The sequence below is a fragment of the Saccharothrix sp. ALI-22-I genome (assembly GCF_001984175.1).
GTDB lineage: Bacteria > Actinomycetota > Actinomycetes > Mycobacteriales > Pseudonocardiaceae > Actinosynnema.
The window spans coordinates 61,665-88,347 of sequence record NZ_MTQP01000047.1 but is presented as its reverse complement, the minus strand read 5'-3'; the positions used below and the strand labels follow the sequence as shown (position 1 = coordinate 88,347).

The window sequence follows — 26,683 nt, the reverse complement described above, 5'->3', positions numbered from 1 at the left end:
CTCATGGACGCAAAACTCGCAGTCATCGGCTTGGGCAGCATTGGGAGCATGGCCCTGTGGCAGGCCTCCCGGCTGTCCGACTCGGTAGTGGGCTTCGAGGCCGCCACCCCCGCCCACGGCCGCAGTGCCGTGGGCGGGGACACCCGCCTGTTCCGCATGATCTACCGCGGGAACCCCGATTACTACCCCATCATGGAACGCTCCCGAAGTCTCTGGGCCGAGCTCGAAGCGGAAACCGGGCAGGACATCCTCACGCCTACCGGGGGGCTGTCCATCGGGACGGCGAACGGCAGCTACATCAACAGCGTCCTCGAGACAACCCGCATCACCGGAGCCGAGCACTACGTCCTCAGCCGGGAGGACATGGCGGAACGCTATCCCCAGCACAACCTCCGCCCCGACGACTGCGCCATCTACGACCCCCGCGCCGGCGTTCTGCGCACCGACCGCGCCGTCAGCGCTGCAGTCGCGGCGGCCCAGGCCAACGGCGCCGCCGTCCTTCAAAACACATCCGTGGACAGCATCACCGAAACCGGACACGGCGTGGTCGTCGCCTCCGGCGACAGAACCTGGACGTTCGAGAAGGTCATCGTCGCCTCGGGCGGCTGGTCCCGAAGACTCATGCCCGACCACCTCAAGGCCGTTACGGAAACCAAACGGATCATCCTGACCTGGTTCATCGCCCAAGACGGCACGCAGTTCTCGCCAGAGAAATTCCCCGTGTTCAGCCGGATGTACGACGATCGCTCCATGTACGGCGCACCCGCCGTCGACGGCGTGACGGTCAAGGCATCGGTGGACGGACCGCTGGACGGACGCGGAAGGGCAACCCCCAACCCGGACTCCGTCCCCAGAGAACTCACCCCGGAAGAAATCGAAAAGGCCACCGAGATCGTCACCGAATTCTTCCCCGGCCTCATCCCCACCATCGTGCGCTCCGACGCCTTCCCCGACCTTTTCACCGAGGACAGGAATCCCCTCCTCGGCTGGCTGGATGAGAACAGCAGGGTCTACTGCGCCACCGGATTCTCCGGACACGGCTTCAAAATGGCCACCGGCTATGGCCACATCGCCGCACACGAGGTGCTCGGCGCACAGACCATCGAAGGCCTGGACTTCGTGCGTCCGGACCGGTTCAAGACCAGGTAGCCACGCACTTCCGCCGCCTCGGCGCAGTCCGGCCGGAAGGGCACCGCTGCGGGAGCACACGGCGGAGGTTTCAGCATCTCCTTGGGCCGAGGGGGCCGTGAGTGCCGCCTCCCGGCCCCATGCTTGACACAACGTCCGATTATCGTGCCCGCAACGGACGGATCGCGCGTGGGCTCCGTGCGGGGCGTCGGAGATACTCGATGGACCGCAACAGTCGCACCACCCGCGCCGCGGTGCGGGCCGGTTCGAGCATCATGCCCGGCAAGGGCAATCCGGTGATTGCCGAGGTCGCCCATCAGGTCGCCTTCGGTGATCGGCACGCCGTCACCACCACCGGGCAGGTATGTCCGCTCCAGATTTGCGTCGTTCCCAAACCAGTAGAGGAAAGCATGTCGCTCCTGAAGACCATCGATACCAATCCCTCCTTCACGCCCCGCGAGTCCGGCCCGCTGCCGGAGCGCCTGATTTCCGGCGACCCGACTTACAAGACCTGGGCCCAGGACGCCGCCCGCGGGGAAACGATCAATACGGGTGTCTGGGAAGCCACGCCCGGCGAGACGCGCTCGATCAAGGGTGAGATCTTCGAGTTCTGCCACATCCTTTCAGGCGTCGTCGAAATCACGCCGGAAGGTGGTGAGCCGGTGGTCTACAAGGCAGGCGACAGCTTTGTCATGAAGCCGGGCTTCGTCGGTGTCTGGAAGACCATCGAAACCGTGCGCAAGATCTACCTGACCGTGTCGTAACGCCGATGCCTCAGGGCACTGTCGTCGTCGAGACCTCCCGCGAGGGCAACCTGCCCAGAAGGCACATGTCCTCGACGGCCTGAGGACCGCGCTGTGGCGGAAATCCGGCTCAGCGATGGGGTATGCGGCGATGAGACCGGCGGCTGCCGCCCGGTCCCATCCGTACAGCTCGGCGTCGCCGCGCAGAAAGCAGGCGGGCGCACGGAGAGTCCCAGATCGAAGGGTCCCTCCGTGGCCCGCGGCCCCGCAGGCGATGAGTGGCGAAGCGCGCCGCCGGTTCTCCAACGCCTCGCAAGCGGCAGCGAGGTCGAAGTCGGCCTCGCGTTCGACCGAGACAGCGGCGGCGAGGTGGATCAGTATCCGCTTTCCCCTTGGTGGCTCCGGTAGTCGTTGAGCCAGCGGAGACCTTCGCTCGTGCCGGCGCGGGGGCGGTACTCGCAGCCGATCCACCCGTCGAAGCCCAGCTCGTCGACCACGTCGAGCAGGTGGCGGACGTTGAACTCACCCCGGTCGGGCTCACCCCGGTCGGGCACGCCCGCGATCTGCAGATGACCGACCCGGCCGGTTGCCAGGTCGCGGCGCAGGGTCACAGTGAGGTCGCCTTCGACGATCTGGCAGTGGTAGAGGTCGAGCTGCACCTTGAGATTCGAGGCTCCCACCTCCTGCACCACGGCGTGGGCCTCGGCCTGGGTGCTCAGGAAGTATCCGGGCATGTCGCGGCCGTTGATCGGCTCGATCAGGATGTCGACGCCCGCTGCGGCGGCCCGTTCCGCGGCCCAGGCCAGGTTGGTCAGGTAGGTGTCGCGGTGCTTGGCCCGCTCGACCGGTGTCGCGTCCGGTCGGACCAGCCCGGCCATCAGGTGCACCCGCGGGCAGCCCAGCGCCGCCGCGTACTCCAGCGCCCGGTCGACCCCGGAACGCACCTCCGCCTCGCGTCCGGGCAGTGCCGCCATCCCGCGCTCTCCGGACTCCCACGCTCCGGGAGGTGCGTTGAAGAGCACCTGCTCGAGGCCGTGGTCGTCGAGCCGGCGGCGCAGCTCGGCGGCGTCGTACGCGTAGGGGAAGAGGTACTCGACGGCCTGGAAGCCGTCAGCCGAGGCCGCGGCGAAGCGGTCGAGGAAATCGTGCTCGTTGTACATCATGGACAGGTTCGCTGCGAACCTCGGCATGCTGGCTCCTGTGTTCCGGCCGGGGACGGCCACGGTCAGTGGTTGACGACGTGCTTCTTGGTGGTGAGCACCGCTGCGGCTCCGACGGCGAGGTCGGGAAACGTGCTGAACGCCCGGGGCGGGTCGAAACGGTCGACCGCCTGCTCGTCGAGGATGCCCCGAACTCAGGGCCTGAGCAGCGCCAAATGCCCCGCTCAGGCCCTGAGGGATCAGGGCTCTGGCCATCTCGGCCGCAGCCGGCGGATTATGCCCGGAGCGGACCGCCATGTACTTGTACTCGAGGAACTCGTCGATGCCACGCGGCCGCCATCACGGCCCAGACCCGAGGCCTTGACCCCGCCAAACGGCGCGGCTGGGTTGGACACGATGCCGTGTTCAGGCCGACCATGCCGACTTCGAGGGCCTCGCCCACACGGAAGCCGTGGTCCACGTCCTGAGTGAACAGGTAGCCCGCGAGACCCCACGGGGTGTCGTTGGCCATGCGGACGGCTTCCTCCTCCCTGCCGAACGGGATGACGGGAGCCACCGGACCGAAGATCTCCTCGGTCCTGCGGTCCGCCTAGGCACTCTCTGTGGCATGGACAGGTTCAGCCGTCTGCTCGTGCAGCACACGTACCGCGTTCTCCGCTCCGCTGCGAGGGCTGGAGAGCACGGGCTTGCCGACGGCTTCGGCGATCGCGGGAGCCAGCCGTGCCATGGATGCTTGGGCCAGCACGATCGCGTCGACCTCGGTGGCCAGCGCCCGCGCCCCGTCCAGCACCATCGCGTCGTGGCGGTCGCGGTCACCGGACATCAGCACCGAGAAGGCGCCCTCGCACAGCCGCTCCTGGACGGTGATGTCGCGACCGGCCGCCCGGGCCTTCTCCTCGACGAGGGCACGGGTCGGCGGCAGCGTCGTGGGGACCGTCGCCAGGACGCCGACGGCGTCCGCGGTTTCGACCGCTGACGCGGTCATCGCGTCGTCGATCTTGACGATCGGGACGGAGACCAGGCGTCGGGCCACGTCGATGGCCGGACCGACCGAGGAGCAGGCGGAGAAGATGACGTCGGCCCCCGCGGACTCCGCGGCCTGGGCCAGGTGCACCATGCGCTGCGTGCTGGCAGGCGAGATCCCACCGTCGCGCATCACGGCTGCGAGCACGTCGCTGTCGACGAAGTGCAGGACCTTGGCGTCGGGCGCGAGTTCCGCGAGGCAGTCGTTGATGACCGGATCGACGGTGACGAACAGCAGGCTGGTGTGCAACACGGCGATCGAGGCAGTGGTGGACATGGTGGCTCCAACAGGATGCGGTATAGGCCCCGCGTGCCGAGGAGGGCACGAGAGCGCGAGACAGAGCGGTGCGAACCGCGCGCAACGCGCACGGCCGGGGGCGTACGACGGTCTTGTGTTCCGCCGGTGTGGTGCGGCTCGGGTTCAGCGGGGCTGAGCTCAGGTCACGGGTTTCCCTCCTCGGCGCGGGGGCTCAGGCGACCGATGACGTCCAAGGCGGCGTCCCGGACCGCGACGCGGCCCGCCGCCCACAGGGAGACGGCGTCGGAGCCGGGCAACGCGGACGGGATGGTCACGCGGACGGCCTCCAGATAGGCGCGGCGCAGTTCGGCGTTGACGTTGACCTTGGCGACGCCTCGGGCGAGGGCGCCGTGCAGCTCCTCGACGGGCAGACCGCTGGCGCCGTGCAGGACGAGCGGGACCGGTACGGCCTCGTGGATCGCGGCCAGCCGCTCCAGGTCCAGGCGGACCGGGTGCTTGGTGAAGCCGTGGACGTTGCCGACTGCGACGGCGAGTGCGTCCACGCCCGTCGCGGCCACGAACTCGGCCGCTTGCTGCGGATCGGTCATCGCCGCGGCCTGCGCGACGGCGTCGGTGGAGACGTCCTCGTCGCCCGGCAGGGCACCGAGCTCGGCCTCCACCCAGGCACCGTGGTCACGAGTCCGCCGGACCGCCTCCTTCGTCAATGCGATGTTCTCGGCGAACGGCAGATGGGAGCCATCGACCATGACGGAGGTGTAGCCCGCCTCCAGGCAGGCGATGATCTCGTCCAGGTCCCGGCTGTGATCGAGGTGCACACCGAGGCGGGCGGCGGAGTGTCCGGCCGCGTCCAGCGCCAGCCGCATCAGGGCGTCGCGCCCGGCGTGCTTGAAGGGGCTGGAGCCCGCCTGGATGAGGACCGGCCGTCCGGCGGCCTCGGCGGCGGCCGTGATGCCCTGGACCGTCTCCAGGTTGTAGGCGACGAACCCGGGCAGGGCGTGACCGGTGGCCGCGGCCTCCTTCAAAGCATCGGTTCCGTGCAGCAGCATCAGGCACTCCTCAGCAGGTCGAGGGCGTCGGCGAGCGCGTCGGTGCCCCCGACGTTCCCGGCGAAGACGATGTAGGGGATGCCGGCCGCGGGGCCGTCCGCGGGCTCCCAGAGTGAGACGATGCCGGGGAGCAGCGTGCCCCGGGCCCAGGCACGGCGGATCTGAAGGCCATGGGTGGCGGTGTCGCTGGAGGTGATACCGCCCTTTGCGACGACGAAAGCGGGCCGCCGGGTGGCGTTGACCTGGCGCACGGCCTCCACGAGCGCGGCGGAGACCCGGCGGGAGATCGCCAGACTGTCGTCCGCGTCGGCACCCGTCACCAGCACGCGAGAGGTGCGGATCACGGCGTCGGCCGAGTCCAGCGCGCCGGCGGCCGCAGTCGCGACTTCGGCGATGTGGGCGTCACGCCGCTCCTCGTCGAGCAGGAGGGCCACGTCCAGCTCGTACTCGGCGATCCCGCCTCGCTCCCGCAGCCGGTCCAACTGCAGTGTCGTCAGCGCGACATGAGACCCCACGACGATGAGACCGTGCGGTGCGTCCCCGCGCAGCGGGCGCAGTTCCGCCGGGGTGAGCGGTGCCCGCGCCGCCTGTCCGGCGCGGGCCCTGACGAAGGACGGCCCGACCCGGTACAGCAGCCGCGTGCCGTTCTCCTCCGCCTCTGCGAGGGCCAGGGCGAGCACCCGCAGATCGTCGTCGCACACCGCGTCGACCACGGCCGTGCGTCCGCCGCGCAGTGAGGACAGCAGTCGCGCGGTGTGCGCGGGGCCGCCGGTGCGCAGGTCGTCGAGGGTGATGCGCAGGACCTCGTCCGCAGGCACGCGTCCGCCCGTCTTCTCCTCGACCCACTCGGGCAGCGAGGAGCTGCGGTAGCCGAAGGTGGCGTCGCGGGCGAACTCGCTCTCGCCGACCGGGAGCAGCCCGTCGGCGGTCCGCATCCAGTGGCGGGAGCCGACGGTCAGCCGGCCCGCCTCGATGTAGGCGGGGACCAGTACCACTCCGTCCGGAGCTCCGACGTCCATCTCGGTCAGCTCTTCGGCGAGGACATCGGTCTCCAGCGGGAAGTGGCCGCGCAGCGTCGAGTCCCCACGGCTGGCCAGGACGTAACCGGTGCCCTCGGCCGCCGACGCCGCGTGCAGGGCGCGGACCACTTCGCGGTTGCGGGCGGCGGCGTCCTCAGGGGACAGGCTGCGGGTGTTGGTGAGGACGAAGAAGACGGCGCTGTCCTGGCGCAGCGCCCAGCGCAGGTCGTCCACCGTCCAGGAAGTCAGGACGGGCACGTCGGCGACCGTCTGGGTGCCGGTCGGATCGTCGTCGAGGACGACGAGACGGGGGCCACCGGATATGCGGGCGGCCACTTCCGCGGCGCTCACCTCGCGGACTGGAGGCAGCCCTTCCAGCACTGCGGCCTCGGGGACGGGCCGCGTCTGGGCACGGAGAGGTCGAGACATGGCGAATTCCTGACCTGTTACGAGTGGTTGAGGGGGAACGTCAGTCGAGGTCGCGCTTGATCACGTCACACCAGGGCTTGACCGGGTCCCGCGACGACGTCGGGACGGAGCAGCTCGGCGAGGGTGTCGGCGGGCGAGAGGCCCTTCTCCAGGAAGGGTTCGGCGACTCCGCGTCGGGTGGCGAGGGTCTCCTTGGCGATGTCGGTCGCGGCGGACTTCCACTTCCCACGGCAGGTCGGGCAGCAGGTCGTTGACCCAGGGGCCGGGGGTGACGACGGCGGTGTCGAAGCGTTCGCTGCCGGCGTCGGTGCGGATCTCGACGCCGTTCGCGACGGGCACGATCTCGCGGACCGTGGAGTAGCGGTGGATCACTGCGCCCAACTGCTCGGCGCGGCGGGCGGCGGTCTGGATCGTCAACTCCGGGCGGATGAAGCCGGCGCGGCGGTCGAGCACGGCCGCGTCGCCGTCCTCGATGCGGTACTGCGGGAAGCGTTTGCCAGGGACTCCGCGTCCAGCACCTCGTGGTCGAGGTCGTGCTCCGCGATGGACTGCAGGACGGTGGCCATCTGGTGGTGCTCGGTCCGCCCCATCAGCAGACACCCGGTCAGACGGCGCAGCTCATGGCCGGTCTCCCGCTGGAGCTGCTCCCACAGGACGTCGGCGTGCTTGAGCAGCGGGACGTACCGCGAGTCCTCGAAGTGCGCGCTGCGGAAGATCCGGGTCTCGCCGCCGGCGGCACTGCGGTCGTGGCCGGGGGCGAACCGGTCGTAGCCGACCACCTCGGCGCCCCGCGCCGCCAGCCGCCAGCCGCCAGGCGGCCTGGCTGCCCATCGTTCCGACGCCGACGACGGCGACGCGCTTCCTCTCAGCTGACACAGGACTTTCCTTTCGTATCGCCGGTGCGCATGCTGTGCCCTCGACGTGAGGCTGTTCGATTCGAGGTGGTTTGGACGGGAGCCGGGCCCTGAGGGGCCCACAGCTCGCATCCGTCCGTTGTCTCGGAGTTCCGGCTCGAGATCCCGGTACGGCGGTGTACTCGGCTGCGGTTCCGAAGGGCCGGGACGGTCAGAGAAGCTCGATCAGTTTGTCGGTGAACTCGGTGGTGGTCGCGGTTCCGCCCAGGTCACGGGTGCGGATATCGGTCTTGGCCAGGACCGAGGCGATCGCGTCCGTGATGTCCTGGGCGGCCTCGGGGTGGCCGAGGTGGTCCAGCATCAGGGCCGCGGACCAGATCGCGCCCAGTGGGTTGGCGATGCCCTGGCCCGCGATGTCGGGCGCGGAGCCGTGCACCGGCTCGAACATCGAGGGGAAGTCCCGCTCGGGGTTGAGGTTGGCCGCCGGGGCGATGCCGATGGAGCCGGCGACCGCGGCCGCGAGATCGCTGAGGATGTCGCCGAAGAGGTTCGAGGCGACGACCACGTCGAAGCGGGCGGGTCGAGGACGAACTTCGCGGCCAGCGCGTCGATGTGCTCCTGGTCCCAGGTGACACCGGGGTGCGCGGCGGCCCGCTCGGTGATCAGCTCGTCCCAGAACGGCATGGTGTGGATGATGCCGTTGGACTTGGTGGCGGAGGTGAGCTTCCCTCGGCGGCGGGCGGCGAGCGAGAACGTGTAGTCGGCGATCCGGGTGACCAGGCCCGGGTGAACACCGCCTCCTGGACGGCCAGTTCCTCGCGCGTGCCGTGGTTCAGCCGTCCGCCGATCTCGCTGTACTCGCCCTCGACGTTCTCCCGCACGACGACGAGATCGACCTCGCCCGCGGCGGCGCTGCGCAGCGGGCTGTCCACGCCCTCGAAGACCCGGATCGGCCGCAGGTTGACGTACTGGCGGATGGGGATCAGCAACCCCCACAGCGAGACGTGGTCCGGCACGCCCGGGTAGCCGACGGCGCCCAGCAGGATCGCGTCCGCCTCGCGCAGCCGGTCCAAGCCGTCCTCGGGCATCATCGAGCCCTCGCGCACATAGCGCTCGCAGGACCAGTCGTAGGAGGTGTAGGAGAAGCCGATTCCGTGGCGGCGGCCGACGGTGTCCAGGACCGCCGGGCGGGCGGCAGGACCTCGGTCCCGATGCCGTCACCGGGGATGAGGGCGATGCGGTGGTTCTGGATCGTCATACGGTCGATTGCAGCAGCGGGCCGGGCAGCGCGTCCAAGACACAATCCCGATGTGCCTTATAAGGCCGCCTTATAAGCCGGCCTTATCGCGGTTCCGTCAGCGCTCCGTCCAGGAAGGCCATCGCCGCCGGGGACAGCGGGCCGCGGCGGCTGATCAGCGCGATGCGCAACTCGGCGTTCGGTTCCAGATCGAGCACCAGGGCTCCCGCCCGCTCCGCCGTCCGCCGGCAGTCGGGCCACTACCGCCAGCCCCATCAGCGGATGGGGTTCACCGGTGTACGCCGACAAGGCTCGCGCCACGTCCTGGGGCATGCCCTTGATGTAGGTCAGGGTGGAGCCGCCCTTGGTGTCGGTGTGTCCCGCATAGGCTCGGGCGACGGCGTAGCCGTAGCGGCGTTCCACCCAGGTCAGGGTGGTGTGCCGCAGCCAGTGCATGGACACGCCGAGCTTCGCCGCCCAGAGCAGGTGGTTCTTCACCCGTTTCCAGAGCAGGTCGTAGCGGCGCCCGGACAGCGGTGTGCCGTCCGCGTGCCGCAGCAACCGCTCCTCGGGCTCTCGCACCCCGCGGGCCTCGGCGTGCTCGGCCAGGCTCGGGCTGACCGGCTGCCAGCGCTCCGTGCCGAACTTCTCGCGAAGCCGCACCGCGCACGATTCGGTGTCCAGGTCCATCAGCCGCAGACCCGGTGCCCCAGATCGACGGCAGGCGGTCTCGGTGTGCAGCCGCAGCAACAGCGCGTCCAGCACCGCGTCCCGGCTGGTGGCCACCACCACCTCGTTGATCAAGCGCACCTCCTTGCGCGTCAACGCCCGACGGACGTTGGGCAGTCGACGCGGCAACGTCACCGCCAGGGCCGGATTGCCGCCGCGCCCGAGCAGACCGTCGGCGGCGGCCAGCCGGAAGAGCATCCGCATCGCCTGGACCGCGCTCTCGCCCGCGTGCCGTCCCTTGCGGTGGTTCGAGCGCACCTGCGCCTCTCGGGTCGCCTGTTGCTGCAAGGCCAGCACGTCGGTCACCGTGACTGCGTCGATCCGGTGCTCGCCAAAGGCGGCCACGGCCCGGCGCCAGTGCACCGCGTACTTGCGCACCTGCCCGACCGACGCGGCCGCCACGACCCGTGGCATGTACTCGGCGACAGTCGGAACCGTGTTCTGAAGCAGCAGATCAGACCACGAGACGTCCAGCTCCGCGAGGGACGCCGGATCAGCTCGATCCTGTCCTCGTCAAGCATGGAACACCCCCCTGAGCGGCGTAGTGCCGGAACAGCAGCGACGCGACCATCGAAGTCGAGTGCACCAGCAGCGTGCGCGACACGATCGCGCCGTCCGGCAGCATCCTGACGTCGTGCCGACCGCCGGGCCGCCAGCCGAGCAGTTCGGCCAGCCGACGGTCGCCGACCCGGCCGGAGTGGTCGATGCGGGCGATCGCCAACCGCAGACCATGGTCGTCTTCAAACCTGGGCAACACCGCCGCCGGCGGCGGTGCGAGCGTCGACCTCAGCCGGGTGGCGGGCGGAACGAACAAGGGACGGGGCGCTCGGTCACGACAGCACCACCGATCCGGAGGGCTGGGATTCCAGCCGTTGCGGTGGAGACTGCCGGTCAACCCGTGACGGCCGGGGCGTAACCGAGTTCGCGTGCCGCGGCGAGCACGCGCTGCCTGGTCGTCTCGGACAGCCGTCCGGTGCCGTTGAGCGCGTTCGACACCGTGGCCGTGGACACCCCGGCCCGTGCGGCCACGGCACCGAGCGTGGGGCGTTGCCAGACACGCGAGCTTCTCATGTGTTCCCCAACAGCCTGTGACGGCTTGTGGTTAAGACGTTAATCACTCAACCTACCGGCGACAGCGGCCGGAACCGCCGCCGGGTGAGGAGTGATCAGATGCCAGATGTTCACGGCGGCACCTCCGCGGCATCCGCGGGCGGCCCGTTGCACCGGCGTACGTTCCTGGCCGCGGCCGGGGTGGGCGCCCCGTAGTGGGCTCCCTCGGTACGGCCGTCCAGGCCGCGACCGGTCGGCCCCGGTACGGGTGGCCACCGTGGTGCTGAACGGGCGGGTGTTCACCACAGCCCAGGGCAGCGCGCCGGCGCAGGCGGTCGGCAGGGCGTCAGAGGTCTCCGCGAGCAGGGAATCCTGTGCCCGGTGATGAAGGGTCGGAATGCAAGCCTGTAAGACACGGTGTGGTCCGCTCGACCAGCGTGCCGATCGTGGAACAAGAACGGCCGAGGCCAAATAGAGCCCTCGTTACGTCAAGTTCCCTTTTCTGCCCCGATCGGGGCCGTACCAGATCAGGACGCTCGGGTCCTCGCGACCTCGCGGGGTCGGGCGCGAACGTGTCACATGGACATATGAAGGGGAAGCGGTGGAGGCGACGAGTACACAGGTGCGGACAGGCACCATACCTCCGGTCGTTGCGGCGCGCTGGGCGCTGTGGACGTTTGTCATCGTCAACGTGGCGATCGTCGAGGTCCTGTTCTTCACCGCCGGCGCCGGCAAGAACGAGGTCCTCACCGTCGCCAAGTTCTTCGGCGTGCACGCCGCGCTGATCATGATGTTCCAGTTGCTGCTGGTGGCCCGGCTGCCGTGGTTGGACCGGCGGATCGGGATGGATCGGTTGACGGTGTGGCACAGGTGGGTCGGCTTCACCCTGCTGTGGACCGTGCTAACCCACGCCGTGCTGGTGGTGCTCGGCTACGCGACGTTGGACAACGCGTCCATGACGACGACGTTCTTCTCACTGGCCGGAGTGCCCGCCTCGCTGCTCGGGATGGGAGCCGCGGCGATCATCGTCGTGGTCGCCGCGGTGTCCGGCCGGAATGTCAGACGGCGGCTTCGGTATGAGATCTGGCACGGCCTGCATCTGCTGTTGTACCTGGCGTTGGGGCTGGCATTCGTCCACCAGTTGCAGGAGACCACGACGTTCAGCTATTCCGCGCCCGCGAAGATCTACTGGTGGGCCCTGTGGCTGTTCGCGTTCGGTGCCCTGGTCACGGGGCGGATCGTCCTGCCGCTGTGGCGCAACGCCTATCACCGGTTCCGGGTCGCGGAGGTGGTGCGGGAGTCGGACGACGTGGTGTCGGTGCGCGTCACCGGCCGTCACCTCGACAGGCTGCCCGCCCGGGCCGGCCAGTTCTGCATCTGGCGGTTCCCTGGGCACAACCACTGGTGGCTGGCGAATCCGTTCTCGCTGTCGGCGGCACCCGACGGCCGCACGTTGCGCCTGACCGCCAAGGCGGTCGGCAGCGCCAGCGGCGGCCTGCGGCACGTCCCGGTCGGGAGCCGCGCGTTCATCGAAGGGCCGTACGGGGCATTCACCGCGTTGCACCGAACGCGGCCCGGTGCGCTCCTGATCGCCGGAGGAGTGGGGATCACGCCGGTCCGAGCCCTGCTGGAGGAGGAACCGGGCGACGACGTCGTCGTGCTCTACCGGGTGCGCAGCGAGAACGACGCCGTGCTGGTCGACGAGGTACGAGCCCTGATCGCGGACCGCGGCGGGCGGCTGCACCTGCTTACCGGCCGCACGGGGGAGACGAACCCGCCGTTCGAGCCCGACAGCCTCCTCGCCCTGGTTCCCGACATAACCGAACGCGACGTCTACGTCTGTGGCCCGCCCGCGATGACCTCGACCGTGCTCAGCGCCCTGCGCAGGCTGAAGGTTCCCCACCGGCAGGTGCACGCCGAGCGGTTCGGCCTGGCCTGACGCGCGGGGGCGACGGGCGCGATCGAAGCCTCAGCGCAATCCGCGGGCTTCGCCCCGCCGCCCCCCACCGTGCGGTTCCGACGGACATCCCTGAAAGCAGCCTGCGGCCGGTCGTCGGCGACGAAGCCGAGTTGGTGTCGACGGTCATGGAATACACCGCCGCGACGACCGCCGCCGCCTGCCGAGCCCTGGGCGTCATCCAGTCCATGGGTCGGGTCGGATGCGCGTTGGACAACGCCGCGGCCGAGGCGTTCAACTCGACGCTCAAGGTCGAGTTCGTGCACCGGCAGCACTTCCGGACCCGCGCCGAGGCGCGCATCAAGGTCGCGACCTGGATCGCGGACTTCTACAACACCACCCGGAGACACAGCGCCAACGACGGTCTGGCTCCGATCCCGTTCGAGCATGAGGTGGCACGAGCACGGGCAACGTCAGTGGACCAGCTCAGGGCCGGAGTGGCATAACACCGTCTCCACGATTTGAGGGGATTGACACCTCCTGATGCGCTGTCGGCTTGGTATCCCATCGCAGGAGGAGGACGTTCATGGGCAACGGTAGCGGCGTGTCCCGGGGTGATCGCAACCGCAACGCCCGGCTGACCCGCCTGCGGGCACTGGTGCCGGCCGGCAACACGATCGCCGCCATCGACCTGGCCGAGGCCAAGCAGATGGTCGTCGTGACTGTAACTGAGACAAGGCCGGGACGGTTCGCCCCGGCGTCGCCTCGTTGAGGCCCTGGACGAGTGCAGGTCGACTTCGTCAGCGAGCCCGCGGCCTGCGTAAGCGACGACTGAAGTCGGCGCGCCAAGTGTGTTGAGGCTTTCGGCTGCGCACAACCTGGTCGGCCGGTTCGAGCTGAGGCCGCGCCACGATCAGAACTTCGCGGAACTTCCTCCGCCGATTCTTGGCAGAAATCGCTCGCACGCGACATTCGACTACTGTCCACTTAAGACAATGAGTTCACGCGAGAAACGCAAGGAGAAGCATGCGCACGACGGCGACAGTCCTCATGGGAGCTGTCCTGCTCGCAGGCGGCCTCACCGCCTGCTCTTCCGGCAACGCCACGAGCCCGGCGCCTGCCACCACCGCCGACACCCCGGTGCCGGGCACCCCGGTCGCCGAACCCGCGGCATCCGCCGACCAACCCGCGGCCATCACCTACAACACGCAGCGAGTCCCGGTCGGCGCACAACTGGCCACCTCGGCCACCGTGGCGAACAGCCGGACCGCGGTGACTCTGACGGTCACCGGCCTGCCGCCGAAAACCGCGTACGGGGCGCACGTGCACACCAAGGTCTGCGGCGCCAAGCCCGCGGACGCGGGTCCGCACTACCAGAACGAGAAGGATCCGGTGTCGCCGTCGGTCGATCCGAAGTACGCGAGCCCGGACAACGAGATCTGGCTGGACTTCACCACCGACGACAAGGGGTCGGCGACCTCGTCGGCGACCGTGGACTGGCAGTTCCGCAAGGGCGACGCGAACGCGATCGTCCTGCACGCCACGCACACGCACACCGAGCCGGGGAAGGCGGGCACCGCGGGTGACCGGCTGGCCTGTCTGACGCACACTTTCTGAATCGCCTCCTCACACCGCTTCTCCCCTGTGGAACGAGCAGGCGCAGCGCCGTCCGCCATGTCGCCCGGCGGACGGCGCTTTCACGTCCTCAGCCTCGAGCCCGAGCCCAATTCGGCAGCATCCGACGCGAGGTTTCGACCACGTCCTCGTCATGGGGGAGCCCTACGCGCGTCGGGTCCTCGCGGCCTACGAAAACCACTACGACAAGCATCGGCCCCACCGAGCCCGCGACCAACTACCACCCGAGGCCCGGGAGCACGCAACCACGGTGCACGATTCCGGTACCGCAGGCTGCTGCGCACCCGGATCCTGAGCGGACTCGTCAACGAGTACAGACATGTCGCGTGACCGGCAGCGATGACTTTTCGAGCGGCACCCGTTCACGCCACAGATTCCTGGTCGGCGATGCGCTAACCGACTGCGCAATCGCCCTGCCTCGGAAGCACCCCAACGGCAAGAACCCGTCAGCCCCGCCCCGCCTCCTCGGCATCCAACGACGGCCAACCCCGAACAAGATCAACCTTGTGGAGAAACCATGGCACCACGTCGAAACCAATCCGAGGACTCAGGTTTGCGGCTGCTGCGGCGGCGGTCATTGCTGGCGGCAGGTGCGGCGCTGCCGGTGCTGGCGGTGGCGACACCTGCCTCAGCGCAGACCACCAGGGTGGTCGTCGAACCGTCGATCGTGCAGCAGACGATCCTCGGCTTCGGCGGCATGAACCACCCCGGCTGGATCGGCGATCTCACCGCTGCCCAGCGCGAGACGGCCTTCGGCAACGGCGCGGGGCAGCTGGGCTTCACCGTGCTGCGCATCCCCGTTCCCGAGGACCGCGCCAACTGGAGCCGCGAGGTCGCTACGGCCAAGCGCGCCGGTGAGCTCGGGGCCAAGGTCTTCGCTTCGCCGTGGGACCCGCCGGCTTCGATGACCGAGACCTTCTCCGGTGGCAAGCGGCTGCGCTACGACTCCTACGGCGCCTATGCGCAGCACCTGAACGACTTCTCCACGTTCATGAGGAACAACGGAGTGAACCTGTACGGGATCTCGGTGCAGAACGGGCCGGACTACGCGCACGACTGGACGGCGTGGACCCCGGCGAGATGGTGAGGTTCCTGCGCGAGAACGCCGGCTCGATCAACACCAGGGTCATCGCGCCCGAGTCGTTCCAGTACCGCAAGAGCACTTCAGACCCCATCCTCAACGACGCTGTCGCGCTGGCGAATGTGGACATCATCGGCGCCCACCTCTACGGCACCAGGCCCGAGGACTTCCCCTACCCGCTCTTCCGCGAGAAGGGCGGCGGCAAGGAGCTGTGGATGACCGAGGTCTACCACCCGAACAGCACCGACTCGGCCGACCTCTGGCCGCAGGCACTCGACGTGGGCGAGCACATCCACCGCGCGCTGGTCCACGGCCGGTTCCAAACCTATGTGTGGTGGTACATCCGCCGCTCGTACGGCCCGATGCGCGAGAACGGGCAAATCAGCAAGCGCGGCGCCAACATGGCCCACTTCTCGACGTGGGTCCGCCCCGGCTACTCTCGGATCACCGCGACCGCGAACCCACAGTCGAACGTCTACATCACGGCGTTCAAGAGCGGGTCCAAGATCGTCATCGTCGCCATCAACAAGAACTCATCGGCGGTGTACCAGCCGTTCACCATCCGGGACATCGTTTCCGCGACGATCCCGACCTGGGTGACCACCGGGGCACGGACCCTCGCTCAAGACAAGACCATCACGATGTCGAACGGCTCCTTCGACTCCCAGCTGCCGGCCCTCAGCATCAGGACCTTCGTCGTGGGTTGACGGCTGTCCCGGGCGGACTTCACAGTCCGGCGCAGCCGCTCCGATCCAAGTGGGCAACAGCGAGAGTGGTCCCCGGTTCGCCGAACCGGGACCACTCTCGCTCAAATTCAGCCGTTCCCTCCCAGGAGCCCTGTGGCGGCGTCCCGGCAGGAACAGGAGCGCGCTGACGAACAGCAGGGCGAGCCCGGCACCGATCAGGCCCCACACCGAGGCACCCGTGTGAGACTCTGTTGCCCAATTGAGTATGCGCTGGTCACGGGCGGTTCCTATGGCGTGATCACCTCGGTGGATGATGATCCACTGCGGCCGGCGCCGGTTCCGGTCGCGGGAGGAGCAGGTGATGTCGGTCCAGCCTTGCCCGTGGCCGGAGGTGCCCGAGCAGACCGCGGTGGTGGCCTCGCCCACGTCTTCACCGCCACCGCCCTCAACCTGATCCGCCTGGACGCATGGTGGAGCGGCAAATCAACCGACCAGCGAAGCACCAGCCACCTCGCCAGGCTCGACCTCGCCGCATAGCCGAATTGGGCAACAGAGTCGTGTGGGGTGCCAAAAGTCGGCCACACGGCCTGACCTGCGCGTTAGGCTGCCGCGGGTTCGTACTCGTTGATCAGGCCGCCGAGGCCTTGTCGGCGACGTACCGACGTGCGGTTCCACTGCGGAACTGGGTGGTCCGGTCGTGGCGGTGTGAGTTGTCGGGCTTGGTGGGCGGCGGTGGTTGTAGTGAAGAGACGGCGCTGTATCTCATGCTGCGCTGCGCGAGCGACGCGGCAGATGACGGCTGGCGGGGCCCGAAACACCGTTCGTCGTCGCGACGACGAACGGATTGTCCGTGCTGGACACGGAGAAGCCGATGCCGGTGCCCTCGCCACCTCGGGCTTGTGCGCTGGTACCGCAAGCGCTCGGTGCCGGCACCGAGTACACCACCGTGCTGCCGAGCTTCAATTCACTCTTACCACTCCTCAAACGGGTGGGGCCCGGCGCACCGTTCTTCCCAGAGCCTGCGAAACCCGGAGTGCCGGCGCGAGGCGAGTGTTCGTCAGCCGTAGAAACGGGTTGACAGGCGCGAAAGTGCAGGACTACCTTCCAGACAGGTGAAGCGCTTCGACTCAACATGGCTCGTGGAGCACACCTGATTCTGGGGACGAGAAGACAGTGTCGGTGTCCACGACGTTGCGACATTTTGCCATCAGCTCACTCTTGACGAAGTCGTCTGCACCGCGGATTCGAATCAAACGCGACGATGGTGTCGCCTTGTCATTTCCGGAAACTGCGACGACGATACCGTGCACCTGCATGACAGTCGTCGATGTCAATCGAATCAACAGGTGAGGGTTGAGATGTACAACGCGCTCCGAGAGCGTGCCCTGTTGCTGCGCGTCATGGCCGGGGCGGGGCCCGGTCTGCTTCTGGTGATCGTCGTGGTGACCGTCGCCGCGAGCCTTGTTCCCGCTGTCTCCGCTGTCGCGATGGCGATGTTGGTGGGGCGGGTCGCGGACGGGCCCAACGCGGACTTCCTGGCCAGCGCGGCGGTTCCGCTGGTCGTGTTCGGCGCCGCGCTGCTGCTCGGGCACGCGTTGGAGGTGGTGCAGGAGCCGTTGTTCTTCCTCGCCACCGCGCGGATCGACGGCGCACACCGGGCGGAGGTCGCCCGGCTCGCGGTGACGAGCCCCGCGTTCGCGACGCTGGAACGCGAGGACGTGCGAAACCTGGTGTGGAAGGCCAGAGCCGATCCTGGCAACTGGACGGAGAAAACACCGGCGGACGGCGCGTTGACCCAGCTCAAGTTGCTGGCCCACGGTGTCAGTCTGGTGGGCCTGAGCGTGGTGCTGGTCGCGTTCTCGTGGTGGGTGTTGCCGTTGCTGCTCGCGGCCGTCGTGGCGCACACGATGATCGGTCGGCGCAACGCGATGCGGTGGTACGACAAGTGGCTGGGCGGCACCGACCAGGGCCGGCGCGCGGAGGTATGGGCGGACGCGATCTTCGCCCCCGCGGAGGGCAAGGAACTGCGGGTCTTCGGCTTCGGCGGCTGGGCGGTCGAGCGGGTCACCGCCCACGTGCGGTCGATGTTCGAACCGGTGTGGGCCGTCGGCGTGGAGAACATGCGCGGGCAGTGGCGGAGGTTCCTCCTGGTGCTCCTGCCGCTGACGATCGTCTACGTGATGGTCGCCCTGGCCGGCGCCGGAGGTGCCGTGTCGGTGGCCGTCGCGACCGCGGTCTTCGCCGCGGGCTCGGCGATGTTCGGGTACGCGGGTGCCGACAGCCGCGAGGTGAGGGGTGCTCTCGTCGTCCTGAAGGCACTGGAGCGGTTGCGCGAGGAGCTGCCGGGCACACCGGCGCCCGCCGCGGCCCTCACGTCCCCGGCGAAGATCAGCGCGCTTCCGCTCGTGCGGTTCGAGGACGTCGGCTTCAGCTATCCCGGCAGCGAGCGGAAGGTGCTGGACGGGCTGGACCTGGAGATCCGGCCCGGTGAGCTGCTCGCCGTGGTGGGGCTCAACGGGGCGGGCAAGTCGACGTTGATCAAGCTGCTGGCCGGGCTCTACCCGCCGTCCTCCGGCCGGGTCACCGCGGACGGGACCGACCTCGCCGATCTCGATCCCGCCGTGTGGCGCGAGCGCGTTTCGGTGGTGTTCCAGGACTTCGTGCGCTACCACCTGTCCGCCGCCGACAACGTGGCGCTGGGCAACGCCGCGGCACCACGTGATCAGGCCACCATCGAAGCGGCGGCCCGCGATTCGGGATTCACCGAGGTCCTCGACCGGCTGCCGGAGGGCTGGGCGACGCCGCTGAGCCGGGAACGCGCCGGCGGGGCGGACCTGTCCGGAGGCCAGTGGCAGCAGCTCGTTCTCACCAGGGCCCTGTACGCGCTGCGGACCGGGGCGAAGGTACTGGTGCTCGACGAGCCCACCGCACATCTGGACGTCGGCACGGAGTTCGACGTCTTCCACCGGCTCGCCGCGCGTCACGGGGACGCGACGGTGGTGCTGATCTCGCACCGGCTTTCCACGGTGCGCCAGGCCGATCGCATCGTGCTGCTGCGCGACGGCCGCATCAGCGAGTCGGGCACCCACGACGAGCTGATGGCGCTCGGCGGTGACTACGCCGAGCTCTTCGAGATCCAGGCCGACCGCTTCAAGCGCGGTTTCGACGACCGCGTCGAGGAGGGCGAACTGCTGTGAGCACGGAGAAGCCGATTGCGGTGAAGCGGTACGTCCGGCTGTGGGCGGAGCTGCTCGCGCTCTCCTGGCGGCTGTACCCCGCGATGACCTCCGGCCTGCTGGCGGTCTACGCCGGACAGGTCGTCGTGGTCGCGGCGAGCGCACTGGCCCTGCGGATGGCGGTGAACGGGGTGATCGCGGCCGACCCCACAGCCGCGGTCATCGGCGCCGTGACCGCCGCGGCCGTGTTCGCGGCAGGCACCTACCTGAGCGATCTCAACGGCGGACTGTGGATCGTGCTCATCGAACGGGTCGGTCTCCTGCACGTGCAGCACCGGCTGCACGCGGACCTGGTCGGCCTGCCGGGCATGGACCACCTGGACCGGCCCGACGTCCTGGACCGGATCACCACGCTGCGCGGTGCCTCGTGGGAGCTGGTGTTCGGCATGTGGGGCGCGGTGGCAGCGTGCTTCAACGTGATCAGGCTGGCGGTGCTGGTCACGCTGCTCGCCACGACGAACCCGTGGCTGATCGCCTTGCTGCCGTGCGCCGCCGCGCCGTTGTGGTGCGACCGCCGCGGGCAGCGCGCGGTCAACACCGCCGAGACCGAGACCGCGGAGAACTTCCGGTTGCAGCGCCACCTGTTCCGTCTCGCGACCAAACCCGCCACGAGCAAGGAACTCCGCATCGCGGGCGCGGGCGACGAGGTCGTGGACCGCCAGGTGGCGGCGTGGAACGAGGTCTTCCGGGTGCGGCTGCGGGCCAGGGTGCGGGCCGCCGGCTGGAAGCTGGCCGGCTGGACGCTGTTCACGGCGGGCTTCACGGCGGGCCTCGCCCTGGTGATCCGGCAGGCCACCACGGGCACGGGCACCGTCGGAGACATCGTCCTGGCCGTCACGGTCGCGCTCACCCTGCGGCAGTCCGTGCAGGACACCCTGCGCGACGTGAACAACTCGACGGCGAGCGGCCGTGTGATCGAGCCCTACCTGTGGCTGCGGGACCACGTGGCCGCCACGCGGGCGCAGCGCGGCACCCGGCCCGTTCCGGCGGCACTGCGGCGCGGGATCACTTTCGACCGGGTCGGCTTCACCTACCCCGGTGCCGATCGCCCGACCCTCACCGACGTGAGCTGCCACCTGACGGCGGGCTCGGTGGTGGCGATCGTGGGTGAGTACGGCTCGGGCAAGACGACCCTGGTCAAGCTGCTGTGCAAGTTCTACTCGCCCGGCTCGGGCACGATCAGGGTCGACGACACGAACCTCGACGACCTGCCCGCCGACGAGTGGCGGAAGCGCACCAGCGCGGCCTTCCAGGACTTCGGGCGTTTCCAGACGACGTTCGCCACCACCGTCGGACTGGGCGACCTGCCGCACATCGACGACCGCGCACGCATCGGCGAGGCGGTGCGCGCCGCCGACGCGGACGTCCTCCTCGGCCGCCTGCCACACGGCCTCGACACCCAGCTGGGCCAGGACTTCGGCGGCGTCGAGCTGTCCGAAGGCCAGTGGCAGAAGACGGCCCTCGCCCGTTCCTCGATGCGCCCCGCGCCGCTGCTGTTCGTCCTCGACGAACCGACCGCGTCCCTGGACGCCCCCAGCGAGCACGCCATCTTCACCCGTTACATGGCCCGCGCCCGCGAACTGGCGGCCAGAACCGGTGCGGTGACCGTCGTGGTGTCGCACCGGTTCTCCACCGTGGCCGACGCGGACCAGATCCTCGTGCTGGACCACGGCGAGCTCGTCCAGGCCGGTCGCCACGACGAACTGCTGGCCCGCGGCGGACGTTACGCCGACCTGTACCGCACGCAGGCCGAGGCCTACACGAGCAGTTCTACGCGCTGATCACCGACATCGCCGGCACCCCGGCGGAGATGATCGACCCGAACGGCGACCTGGTGTGGCGCGCCCGCACCACCCTGTGGGGTCAGGCGCCGGACGGCCCCGCGCCGGGCGCGAGCTGCCCGCTGCGGTTCCCCGGCCAGTACCACGACGTCGAAACGGGCCTGCACCACAACTACTTCCGCCACTACGACCCGGAAGCCGGGCGGTACGCCTCGATCGACCCGCTCGGCCTGGCCGGCGGCCTCAACCCGAACTGGTACGTGCCCAACCCCTTCAGCTGGGCCGACCCGTTCGGCCTCGCCCTGTGCCGCGCCACCCCGCGCATGGAGGACGGCACGTCCAAGCAGGGCTGGAAGCAAGCGGACTCGACCTTCACCCTGGCCTTCGCCCTCAAGAAGGCCAAGGTCGAGACCAGGCACGACGGGCAGGTCGTCGACGTGTCCACAGCGGACGATTTCCGGGCTGCCGCCCTGGACGGCGCCCGCGACCTGCACGCGCTGGGTTCCGCCGAGGTGGAAGAGGACCGCAAGCCGCTCGACGACCTGGCCGCCGCGATCGCGAAGTACGAGAGCTGGCAACGCTCCTCGTGAGGAGAGCCTGTCACGCCCTGTGGGGTGCCTAAAGTCGGCCATGCGGCCTGATCAACGAGTACGAAACCCGCAGCAGCCCAACGCGCAGGTCGGAGCATCAATACCGACTTCTGGCACCTCGCACGGTGTGGCCGATCCGGACCCTGGCGTCAACGGCGTGCCGCACGCGCCGGACTTCGCCGCCGACGAAACGGGCGATCGGGGTCGGCGTCCGTGCCATGACCAGCCTGCTGCTGAACCGGCTTCACGTCCTTCGCGGATGATTCGAGCACTCTGCGGCCTTCGGCCGCGCGACTACAGTTCCGCGCCCCATGCGGCAGGGGCGGCGGAGTCGAGCTGGTCCTGATCGACCGGGCGTTGCTCGGCGTGCCAGACGGCGGTCAGCGGCACGTCGAACGGGAACTCGACATCGGTGCCGTCCGCGAACGAGATCACCGCGTGGGTGTTCGGCCCGGCCGTGTGGTTGTCCACCCACTGCACGTGCTCCACGACCGGCGTGAGCGCACCGGCTGGAGTAACCAGCCGATATCCCTCGTCCACGTGCTGTGACAACACGGGCACCAGAGGCGGCCGACGCTTCGCCGCCCGTTCGTCGCGGTAGTGGCTCGTCACCTGGACAAGCTATTCCGTGCGCGCCTCGGAGGCGATGTCAGAGGGGGTCGACCGCGGAGGCTGCCTGCTATCGGGTGAGGTTTCGACCTCGGTGCAAACGTCTGGCGTGGCGGACTCCGCCAGCCCGACGCTGAGCGGCGTTCGATCATCGACCGACAGGGAGATGAGATGTCCAGAATCGTGCTAGACGAGTAATTCCGAAGTCGGGGGCGGTGGCCGGAGACGGACGAAGGGTGTTCAAGATCCGTTTGTGACGACAGACCTGAACACCCTTCTAATGACACCGGAACGGCCCGGTGTGGATCTTGATGCCTGACACCCTTCCGCCCCGTGAGGCTCCGGTCAGACCGGCACTGGTCTGCTTCGGGTCGTTCTTCCTGTTCGACACCGTGCTGACGCCCCGCAGGCCCCTTGGCCCTGACGCCTCGCTACAGGCCGGCGCAGCACGGTGACGGCGGTGGTGGCCCGGCCCCGTCGGGTTCATGCCTGCGCACCTCGTGGACCGGAGGAGTCCTCGTGCGAGACCGGCGTGCGCGGCGTGTCCGGGCCTGTGGGGTGCCGAAAGTCGGCGCTGTGGCCCTGACCTGCGCGTTAAGCCGCTGCTGGCTCGTAGTCGTGGATCAGGCCGCCAAGAAGTGGTCGGCGACGTATGGAAGTGCGGTCCGGCTCTGCGATCGGTCGGTCTGGTCGTGGTGGCCAACGCGGCGAGCACAGCGCGATCGGTCCACTCCAGCCGAGGGCGGGGATTGGTCCGGCGCAGCACGGCAACCTCGTGTCGCAGCACCGGCAACTCCATGTCCTCGGCCGCCGATGACCGGCCGAGCAGAGCCAACCAGCCGACGAACCGAACGAAGATCAGGTACAGCAGTCGCAACGCCACGCTTCACGATCATGCCCCTACGGGCCCATGGTGCATGATTGCCGCAGCTCAGTGCCCCAGTGCAGAGTTCTGGCACCCCACACCGTGCCCGTTGCCCGCCACATCCTTGGGCCACGTCGGTCGGCATCGAAGCGTGAGCAACCGGATGAGTGCGATCTGCTCACCCTGGGGGAACCGACACGCGTCGGTGTTCGTCGCACAGCAGGTGCGAATCGTCGAGGGGGAGCAATGCGTTCGTTCAGTACGTGGGTGCGTCGCCTGGTCGTTGTGGGTGGTGTCGGCGCTCTAGCGGGGTCGTTGGCCGCCGCGGAGGCATCTGCGGCGAATCCGACGTATGGCCAAGCCGTCACCGTGGTGGGCACCGGCGAGAAGGGCTACTCAGGCGACGGCCAATCGGCCGTGAATGCCCGGATCGGCGGGGACGGCACGATCGACGTCGCCGCGGACGGCACCCTCTACCTCGCCGACAGGTTCTCCCGCCGGGTCCGGGCAGTCACTCCCGAGGGGGTGATCGACACCGTGCCCGGCACCCGGGCGGTGCGGCCACCGGACAATGCCGGGCCGGCGGCGAACGGCTCGGTAGACCGGCCGTGGGCGGCCGCCGCGGGCAAGGACGGCGTCCTCTACGTCTCGGGCAGCGAGGCCGTCCGACGGGTCGCGCCCGACGGTTCCTCGACCACGCTCACCGATGCCGTCCGCGAAGGCGAGGACATCGCGGTCGACGCGGGCGGCAACGTCTACGTCAGCACCCGCGGCCGGGTCCGCAAAATCGATCCCGCCGGGCAGGTCACGACCATCACCGGCGACGGGGCTCTCGACCCGGCGAACGCCGAGGGCAAACCGGCGACCGAGGTGGGGACCAAGTCGTCGACGCTTTCGATCGCGGTCGACCCGCGCGGAACCGTCTACGTCGTCACGCATCCGGATTCGCTCTCGCACACGAAGACTTCGACCCTGTTCACGATCGGCACCGACGGCGTGGTGCGCACCGTGGTGGGAGGGGGCGAGCCCGGCTTCACCGGTGACGGCGGTCCTGCGACCGAGGCGCGGGTGGGACGCGTGCTCGGCGGGGTAGCCGTGGACGGGGCGGGCACGGTCTACGTCCACGACAGCGCCAACGGCGTGGTCCGCGCCATCGGCACCGACGGCGTCATCAGGTCCGTGGCCCCAGTCGAGGGCGCCGCGTCCTACCGCAGCGATCTGGCTGTCGGTCCGGGCGGCGAGATCTACGTGCAAGGCGGCGCCCGCATCCAGAAGTTGGTACGCGACGCGCCCGCGTCGCGCCAGGACCGGGCGCCCGCCCACCCCGCCCGATTCCCCGACGCCGAACCGGGCGCGGTGCGCGTGGTGGCCGAAGCAAAAGACATCTCGTCCTCGCCGGTTCCCGCACCCGGGCAGTCGATGTCGCCGCCGAGGCTACGGATCGCAGAGGGGCCTGACGGAACGCGGTACTACTCCGACGCCGCCGGCAACCGCGTGCTGAGGCTCGCCTCCGACGGGACCAGCTCAGTCTTCGCGGGCACCGGCGAGGGCGGTTACGGCGGCGACGGCGCGGCGGCCACCGGGGCCTCCCTGAGCTTCCCGTCCGGGCTGGATGTCGGCCCGGACGGCAGCGTCTACATCGCCGACACCGGCAACAACCGGGTACGCAAGGTGGATCCCACGGGCGTCATCACCACGGTCGCGGGCAACGGTCAGCCTGGGCACCCGAACAACACCTCGGCCAGTGGCCCCGCAACCGCCGCGATCGTGTCGCCCGACGACATCGCCGTCGGCCCGGACGGCAGCCTCTACCTCGCCGAAGGCAGGAACTCACGGGTCAGTCGGGTGGCCCCCGACGGAACGATCACGGTGGTCGCGGGTGCTGGCGCGCGGTACCTGTGGAAGGCCGATGGGCACCCTGCCGCCGAGGCGGACTTCTACCAGCCGGTGGCGGTCGCGGTCAGCCGCGACGGAGCCCTCTACGTGCTCGACGCAAGCCCCTACGGGGTCCGGCCGTCCGTGCGGATGATCGACCCCCGGGGCACCGTCCGTGGGGTCGCGGGCGACAGCTTCCGGGACGCGGAGGAAGCCGGGTTCGGCGGCGACGGCGGCCCTGGGCCTGCGGCCGAGCTGAACAACCCGCACGACATCGCCGTCGGCCCGGACGGCACCCTCTACATCGCCGACACCTACAACGCCCGCATCCGGGCAGTGGACCCGGCGGGGGTGATCAGCTCCGTCGCGGGCACCGGTCAGGCCGCGGACTCCGGCGACGGCGGCCCCGCCACGACCACCGGAGTCGACGAGCCGCAGGCGGTGAGCGTCGGTGCGAGTGGCGCCTTGCACACCGTCAACCTGACCGGCGACCGGATCCGCCGCATCGAGCGGGGCATCACCACGACCGCAGGCATTGTTGCCGCACCGGCGCCGCAACCTGCCGCGACCGAGACCGGGAACGAGACCGGGAACGAGACCGGGAACGAGTGGAGCGTGCAGGACCTCGCTGTCGACCACGACGGCGCGCTGTTGCTGGCCCAGCAGGGCAGGGGACTGCGCGCGCTCGAGGTCGACGGCACATCGAAGTGGCACTATGCCACCGATCCCGCCCTCAGCCGGGTGACCTCCGTGGCCGTAGGCCCTGACGGCACGCGCTATTTCGCCAGGGACAGGATCGTCTACCGGGCCACCGGGGACGAACCACCGGTCCGCGTCGCGGGCGGCGGCCCCGCGGGCAACGACGGCGGCGACCGGGTCGACCCCGGCCAGCCCGCGACCATCGCTCACCTGCAGGTCATCAATGACCTGGCGCTCAGCCCCACCGGCACCCTGCACATCGCCACCGACGACGGCGCCTACCGTCTCGCCGGAGATGGCACGCTGGCCCTGACCTACCGCCACACGAGCGCCGGAGCGGTGAACGCCCTGGCCGTAGACGAGGCGGACAACGTCTACATCGCCGCGATGGAAGCAGGTCAGGTCTACCGGGTCACCCCCACCGGGGAGCGCACCACTATCGCGGGCACCGGTGACTCGTCCTCGCCGCAGGACAACGACACCGACGAAGCCCTTGAGACGACCTTGTCACCCACCGACGTCGCTGCCACCGGGGCCGGGACCGTGTTCATCAGCAGTTCCGCGGGCATCCACCGTGTCACACCCGAGGGCACCATCCTCCGGCTCGTGGACAACCCTTTCATCGACAACCGCCGCGGCACCATCGACTCATTGGCCCTGGACCACCACGGTGATCTCTACTACGCCGACCACACCAGCGACCAACTCAAGATCGTGATCCAACCGGGCAAGATCTCCACCCCGTTCTCCTGGTCCCCCGTCATCTGGGTCGGCTCCGCCGTCATCGCATTGGCCGCCGCGACCTGGCTCGCCCTCTCTTGGCGTCGCAGCCGGGCACCCGCACCACCGGATGCCCCGGGACAGCAGGCTCAGCACACAGGTCCGGCTGGCGAAGCCCCCGACACCGACCCGGCAGTGAACCCCTCCTGACACGACGTCAGGCGGTTCGCTGTTGCGGCCGCGTCGAAGCGCCGCGGGACGGCGTGGAATTGCCCGCCCCGGCCTGCCACGTCGGAGTGGCGGGTTGGGCCAGCGAGGATCTACAGCCGAAG

The 26,683-nt window shown here is 69.4% G+C and carries 21 protein-coding genes and 4 pseudogenes; 14 read left to right on the top strand and 11 right to left on the bottom strand.

Annotated features, from left to right (window positions below; genetic code table 11):
* Positions 1–3 precede the first annotated feature (3 nt).
* The 3 genes and pseudogenes from solA (at position 4) to ALI22I_RS48940 (ending at position 1,892) form a co-directional block, all read left to right on the top strand.
* A complete protein-coding gene (solA, locus tag ALI22I_RS08800) occupies positions 4–1,149 on the top strand; it encodes an N-methyl-L-tryptophan oxidase (protein ID WP_077004966.1) in 1,146 nt (381 codons plus the stop codon).
* 233 nt (positions 1,150–1,382) lie between these two features.
* Positions 1,383–1,457 (top strand): annotated as a pseudogene (locus ALI22I_RS55075) (lyase family protein); the annotation flags it as partial.
* A gap of 81 nt (positions 1,458–1,538) precedes the next feature.
* Complete coding sequence (locus ALI22I_RS48940; RefSeq protein ID WP_077005005.1) at positions 1,539–1,892, top strand: cupin domain-containing protein; 354 nt, start codon at positions 1,539–1,541, stop codon at positions 1,890–1,892.
* Between the two features lie 353 nt (positions 1,893–2,245).
* Here the strand turns inward: ALI22I_RS48940 and otnI are convergent, their stop codons facing one another.
* From otnI to ALI22I_RS08740, 10 genes and pseudogenes are all read right to left on the bottom strand, one after another.
* Entirely contained in the window at positions 2,246–3,061 is an 816-nt protein-coding gene (otnI, locus tag ALI22I_RS08790; RefSeq protein ID WP_077005004.1) for a 2-oxo-tetronate isomerase, read from the bottom strand.
* A gap of 258 nt (positions 3,062–3,319) precedes the next feature.
* Positions 3,320–3,605, bottom strand: a pseudogene (locus ALI22I_RS08785) (aldehyde dehydrogenase family protein); the annotation flags it as partial.
* A gap of 15 nt (positions 3,606–3,620) precedes the next feature.
* Positions 3,621–4,331 carry an aspartate/glutamate racemase family protein gene (locus ALI22I_RS08780; protein ID WP_077004965.1) on the bottom strand — a complete coding sequence of 237 codons (711 nt, stop codon included), beginning with the start codon at positions 4,329–4,331 and terminating at the stop codon, positions 3,621–3,623.
* A 164-nt stretch (positions 4,332–4,495) separates the two neighbouring features.
* Positions 4,496–5,359 carry a class II fructose-bisphosphate aldolase gene (locus ALI22I_RS08775; RefSeq protein WP_077004964.1) on the bottom strand — a complete coding sequence of 288 codons (864 nt, stop codon included), beginning with the start codon at positions 5,357–5,359 and terminating at the stop codon, positions 4,496–4,498.
* Complete coding sequence (locus ALI22I_RS08770) at positions 5,359–6,807, bottom strand: four-carbon acid sugar kinase family protein (protein WP_077004963.1); 1,449 nt, start codon at positions 6,805–6,807, stop codon at positions 5,359–5,361. Before ALI22I_RS08770 ends, ALI22I_RS08775 begins: the two co-directional genes overlap by 1 nt.
* Positions 6,808–6,867: 60 nt before the next feature.
* A pseudogene (locus tag ALI22I_RS53355) lies at positions 6,868–7,793 on the bottom strand (FAD-dependent oxidoreductase).
* A 79-nt stretch (positions 7,794–7,872) separates the two neighbouring features.
* A pseudogene (locus tag ALI22I_RS08755) lies at positions 7,873–8,913 on the bottom strand (tartrate dehydrogenase).
* 63 nt (positions 8,914–8,976) lie between these two features.
* Complete coding sequence (locus tag ALI22I_RS08750; RefSeq protein WP_077004962.1) at positions 8,977–10,041, bottom strand: tyrosine-type recombinase/integrase; 1,065 nt, start codon at positions 10,039–10,041, stop codon at positions 8,977–8,979.
* A 79-nt stretch (positions 10,042–10,120) separates the two neighbouring features.
* Positions 10,121–10,348: a hypothetical protein gene (locus ALI22I_RS08745; RefSeq protein WP_143532074.1), complete on the bottom strand. Its 228-nt coding sequence runs from the start codon at positions 10,346–10,348 to the stop codon at positions 10,121–10,123.
* A gap of 170 nt (positions 10,349–10,518) precedes the next feature.
* Entirely contained in the window at positions 10,519–10,698 is a 180-nt protein-coding gene (locus ALI22I_RS08740; protein WP_202970884.1) for a LacI family DNA-binding transcriptional regulator, read from the bottom strand.
* A gap of 601 nt (positions 10,699–11,299) precedes the next feature.
* Between ALI22I_RS08740 and ALI22I_RS08735 the strand changes: the two genes are divergently transcribed.
* The 10 genes from ALI22I_RS08735 to ALI22I_RS53350 all read left to right on the top strand — a co-directional run bounded on the left by ALI22I_RS08735 (position 11,300) and on the right by ALI22I_RS53350 (position 21,583).
* Positions 11,300–12,616, top strand: coding sequence for a ferredoxin reductase family protein (locus tag ALI22I_RS08735; protein WP_077004960.1), 1,317 nt, complete (start codon positions 11,300–11,302; stop codon positions 12,614–12,616).
* A gap of 146 nt (positions 12,617–12,762) precedes the next feature.
* Positions 12,763–13,080, top strand: a complete 318-nt coding sequence (locus ALI22I_RS08730) for an integrase core domain-containing protein (protein ID WP_202970882.1) — start codon at positions 12,763–12,765, stop codon at positions 13,078–13,080.
* Between the two features lie 80 nt (positions 13,081–13,160).
* A complete protein-coding gene (locus ALI22I_RS08725; protein ID WP_077004958.1) occupies positions 13,161–13,346 on the top strand; it encodes a hypothetical protein in 186 nt (61 codons plus the stop codon).
* A gap of 254 nt (positions 13,347–13,600) precedes the next feature.
* Positions 13,601–14,191, top strand: a complete 591-nt coding sequence (locus ALI22I_RS08720) for a superoxide dismutase family protein (protein ID WP_077004957.1) — start codon at positions 13,601–13,603, stop codon at positions 14,189–14,191.
* A gap of 535 nt (positions 14,192–14,726) precedes the next feature.
* Entirely contained in the window at positions 14,727–15,296 is a 570-nt protein-coding gene (locus ALI22I_RS54575; RefSeq protein WP_274522773.1) for a hypothetical protein, read from the top strand.
* Positions 15,275–15,997, top strand: a complete 723-nt coding sequence (locus ALI22I_RS54570) for a hypothetical protein (RefSeq protein WP_274522772.1) — start codon at positions 15,275–15,277, stop codon at positions 15,995–15,997. The genes ALI22I_RS54575 and ALI22I_RS54570 overlap by 22 nt, the downstream gene beginning before the upstream one ends.
* 132 nt (positions 15,998–16,129) lie before the next feature.
* Positions 16,130–16,513, top strand: a complete 384-nt coding sequence (locus ALI22I_RS48930) for a hypothetical protein (protein ID WP_143532073.1) — start codon at positions 16,130–16,132, stop codon at positions 16,511–16,513.
* An 809-nt stretch (positions 16,514–17,322) separates the two neighbouring features.
* Positions 17,323–19,173, top strand: a complete 1,851-nt coding sequence (locus ALI22I_RS08710) for an ABC transporter ATP-binding protein (protein WP_202970880.1) — start codon at positions 17,323–17,325, stop codon at positions 19,171–19,173.
* A complete protein-coding gene (locus ALI22I_RS08705; RefSeq protein WP_202970878.1) occupies positions 19,170–20,993 on the top strand; it encodes an ABC transporter ATP-binding protein in 1,824 nt (607 codons plus the stop codon). Before ALI22I_RS08710 ends, ALI22I_RS08705 begins: the two co-directional genes overlap by 4 nt.
* A 29-nt stretch (positions 20,994–21,022) precedes the next feature.
* Positions 21,023–21,583: an RHS repeat-associated core domain-containing protein gene (locus tag ALI22I_RS53350; RefSeq protein WP_238598222.1), complete on the top strand. Its 561-nt coding sequence runs from the start codon at positions 21,023–21,025 to the stop codon at positions 21,581–21,583.
* 294 nt (positions 21,584–21,877) lie between these two features.
* Here ALI22I_RS53350 and ALI22I_RS08695 read toward each other — a convergent pair whose 3' ends face one another.
* Positions 21,878–22,195, bottom strand: coding sequence for a hypothetical protein (locus ALI22I_RS08695; protein ID WP_077004956.1), 318 nt, complete (start codon positions 22,193–22,195; stop codon positions 21,878–21,880).
* Positions 22,196–23,303: 1,108 nt separating this feature from the next.
* On the opposite strand from ALI22I_RS08695, the gene ALI22I_RS08685 reads away from it, so the two are divergent.
* The gene (locus tag ALI22I_RS08685; protein ID WP_179118160.1) at positions 23,304–26,561 is read left to right on the top strand and encodes a hypothetical protein; all 3,258 of its coding nucleotides are present in this window, start codon (positions 23,304–23,306) and stop codon (positions 26,559–26,561) included.
* Positions 26,562–26,683 lie beyond the last annotated feature (122 nt).

What these genes read in the sequence shown, in the direction of transcription:
- ALI22I_RS08720 (WP_077004957.1), top strand. Translation starts at nt 13,601, where the DNA reads ATGCGCACGACGGCGACAGTCCTCATGGGAGCTGTCCTGCTCGCAGGC.
- ALI22I_RS08730 (WP_202970882.1), top strand. Translation starts at nt 12,763, where the DNA reads ATGGAATACACCGCCGCGACGACCGCCGCCGCCTGCCGAGCCCTGGGC.
- ALI22I_RS08740 (WP_202970884.1), bottom strand. Translation starts at nt 10,698, where the DNA reads ATGAGAAGCTCGCGTGTCTGGCAACGCCCCACGCTCGGTGCCGTGGCC.
- ALI22I_RS08780 (WP_077004965.1), bottom strand. Translation starts at nt 4,331, where the DNA reads ATGTCCACCACTGCCTCGATCGCCGTGTTGCACACCAGCCTGCTGTTC.
- ALI22I_RS08725 (WP_077004958.1), top strand. Translation starts at nt 13,161, where the DNA reads ATGGGCAACGGTAGCGGCGTGTCCCGGGGTGATCGCAACCGCAACGCC.
- ALI22I_RS08770 (WP_077004963.1), bottom strand. Translation starts at nt 6,807, where the DNA reads ATGTCTCGACCTCTCCGTGCCCAGACGCGGCCCGTCCCCGAGGCCGCA.
- ALI22I_RS54575 (WP_274522773.1), top strand. Translation starts at nt 14,727, where the DNA reads ATGGCACCACGTCGAAACCAATCCGAGGACTCAGGTTTGCGGCTGCTG.
- ALI22I_RS08685 (WP_179118160.1), top strand. Translation starts at nt 23,304, where the DNA reads ATGCGTTCGTTCAGTACGTGGGTGCGTCGCCTGGTCGTTGTGGGTGGT.
- otnI (WP_077005004.1), bottom strand. Translation starts at nt 3,061, where the DNA reads ATGCCGAGGTTCGCAGCGAACCTGTCCATGATGTACAACGAGCACGAT.
- solA (WP_077004966.1), top strand. Translation starts at nt 4, where the DNA reads ATGGACGCAAAACTCGCAGTCATCGGCTTGGGCAGCATTGGGAGCATG.
- ALI22I_RS08750 (WP_077004962.1), bottom strand. Translation starts at nt 10,041, where the DNA reads ATGCCACGGGTCGTGGCGGCCGCGTCGGTCGGGCAGGTGCGCAAGTAC.
- ALI22I_RS53350 (WP_238598222.1), top strand. Translation starts at nt 21,023, where the DNA reads ATGATCGACCCGAACGGCGACCTGGTGTGGCGCGCCCGCACCACCCTG.
- ALI22I_RS08775 (WP_077004964.1), bottom strand. Translation starts at nt 5,359, where the DNA reads ATGCTGCTGCACGGAACCGATGCTTTGAAGGAGGCCGCGGCCACCGGT.
- ALI22I_RS48940 (WP_077005005.1), top strand. Translation starts at nt 1,539, where the DNA reads ATGTCGCTCCTGAAGACCATCGATACCAATCCCTCCTTCACGCCCCGC.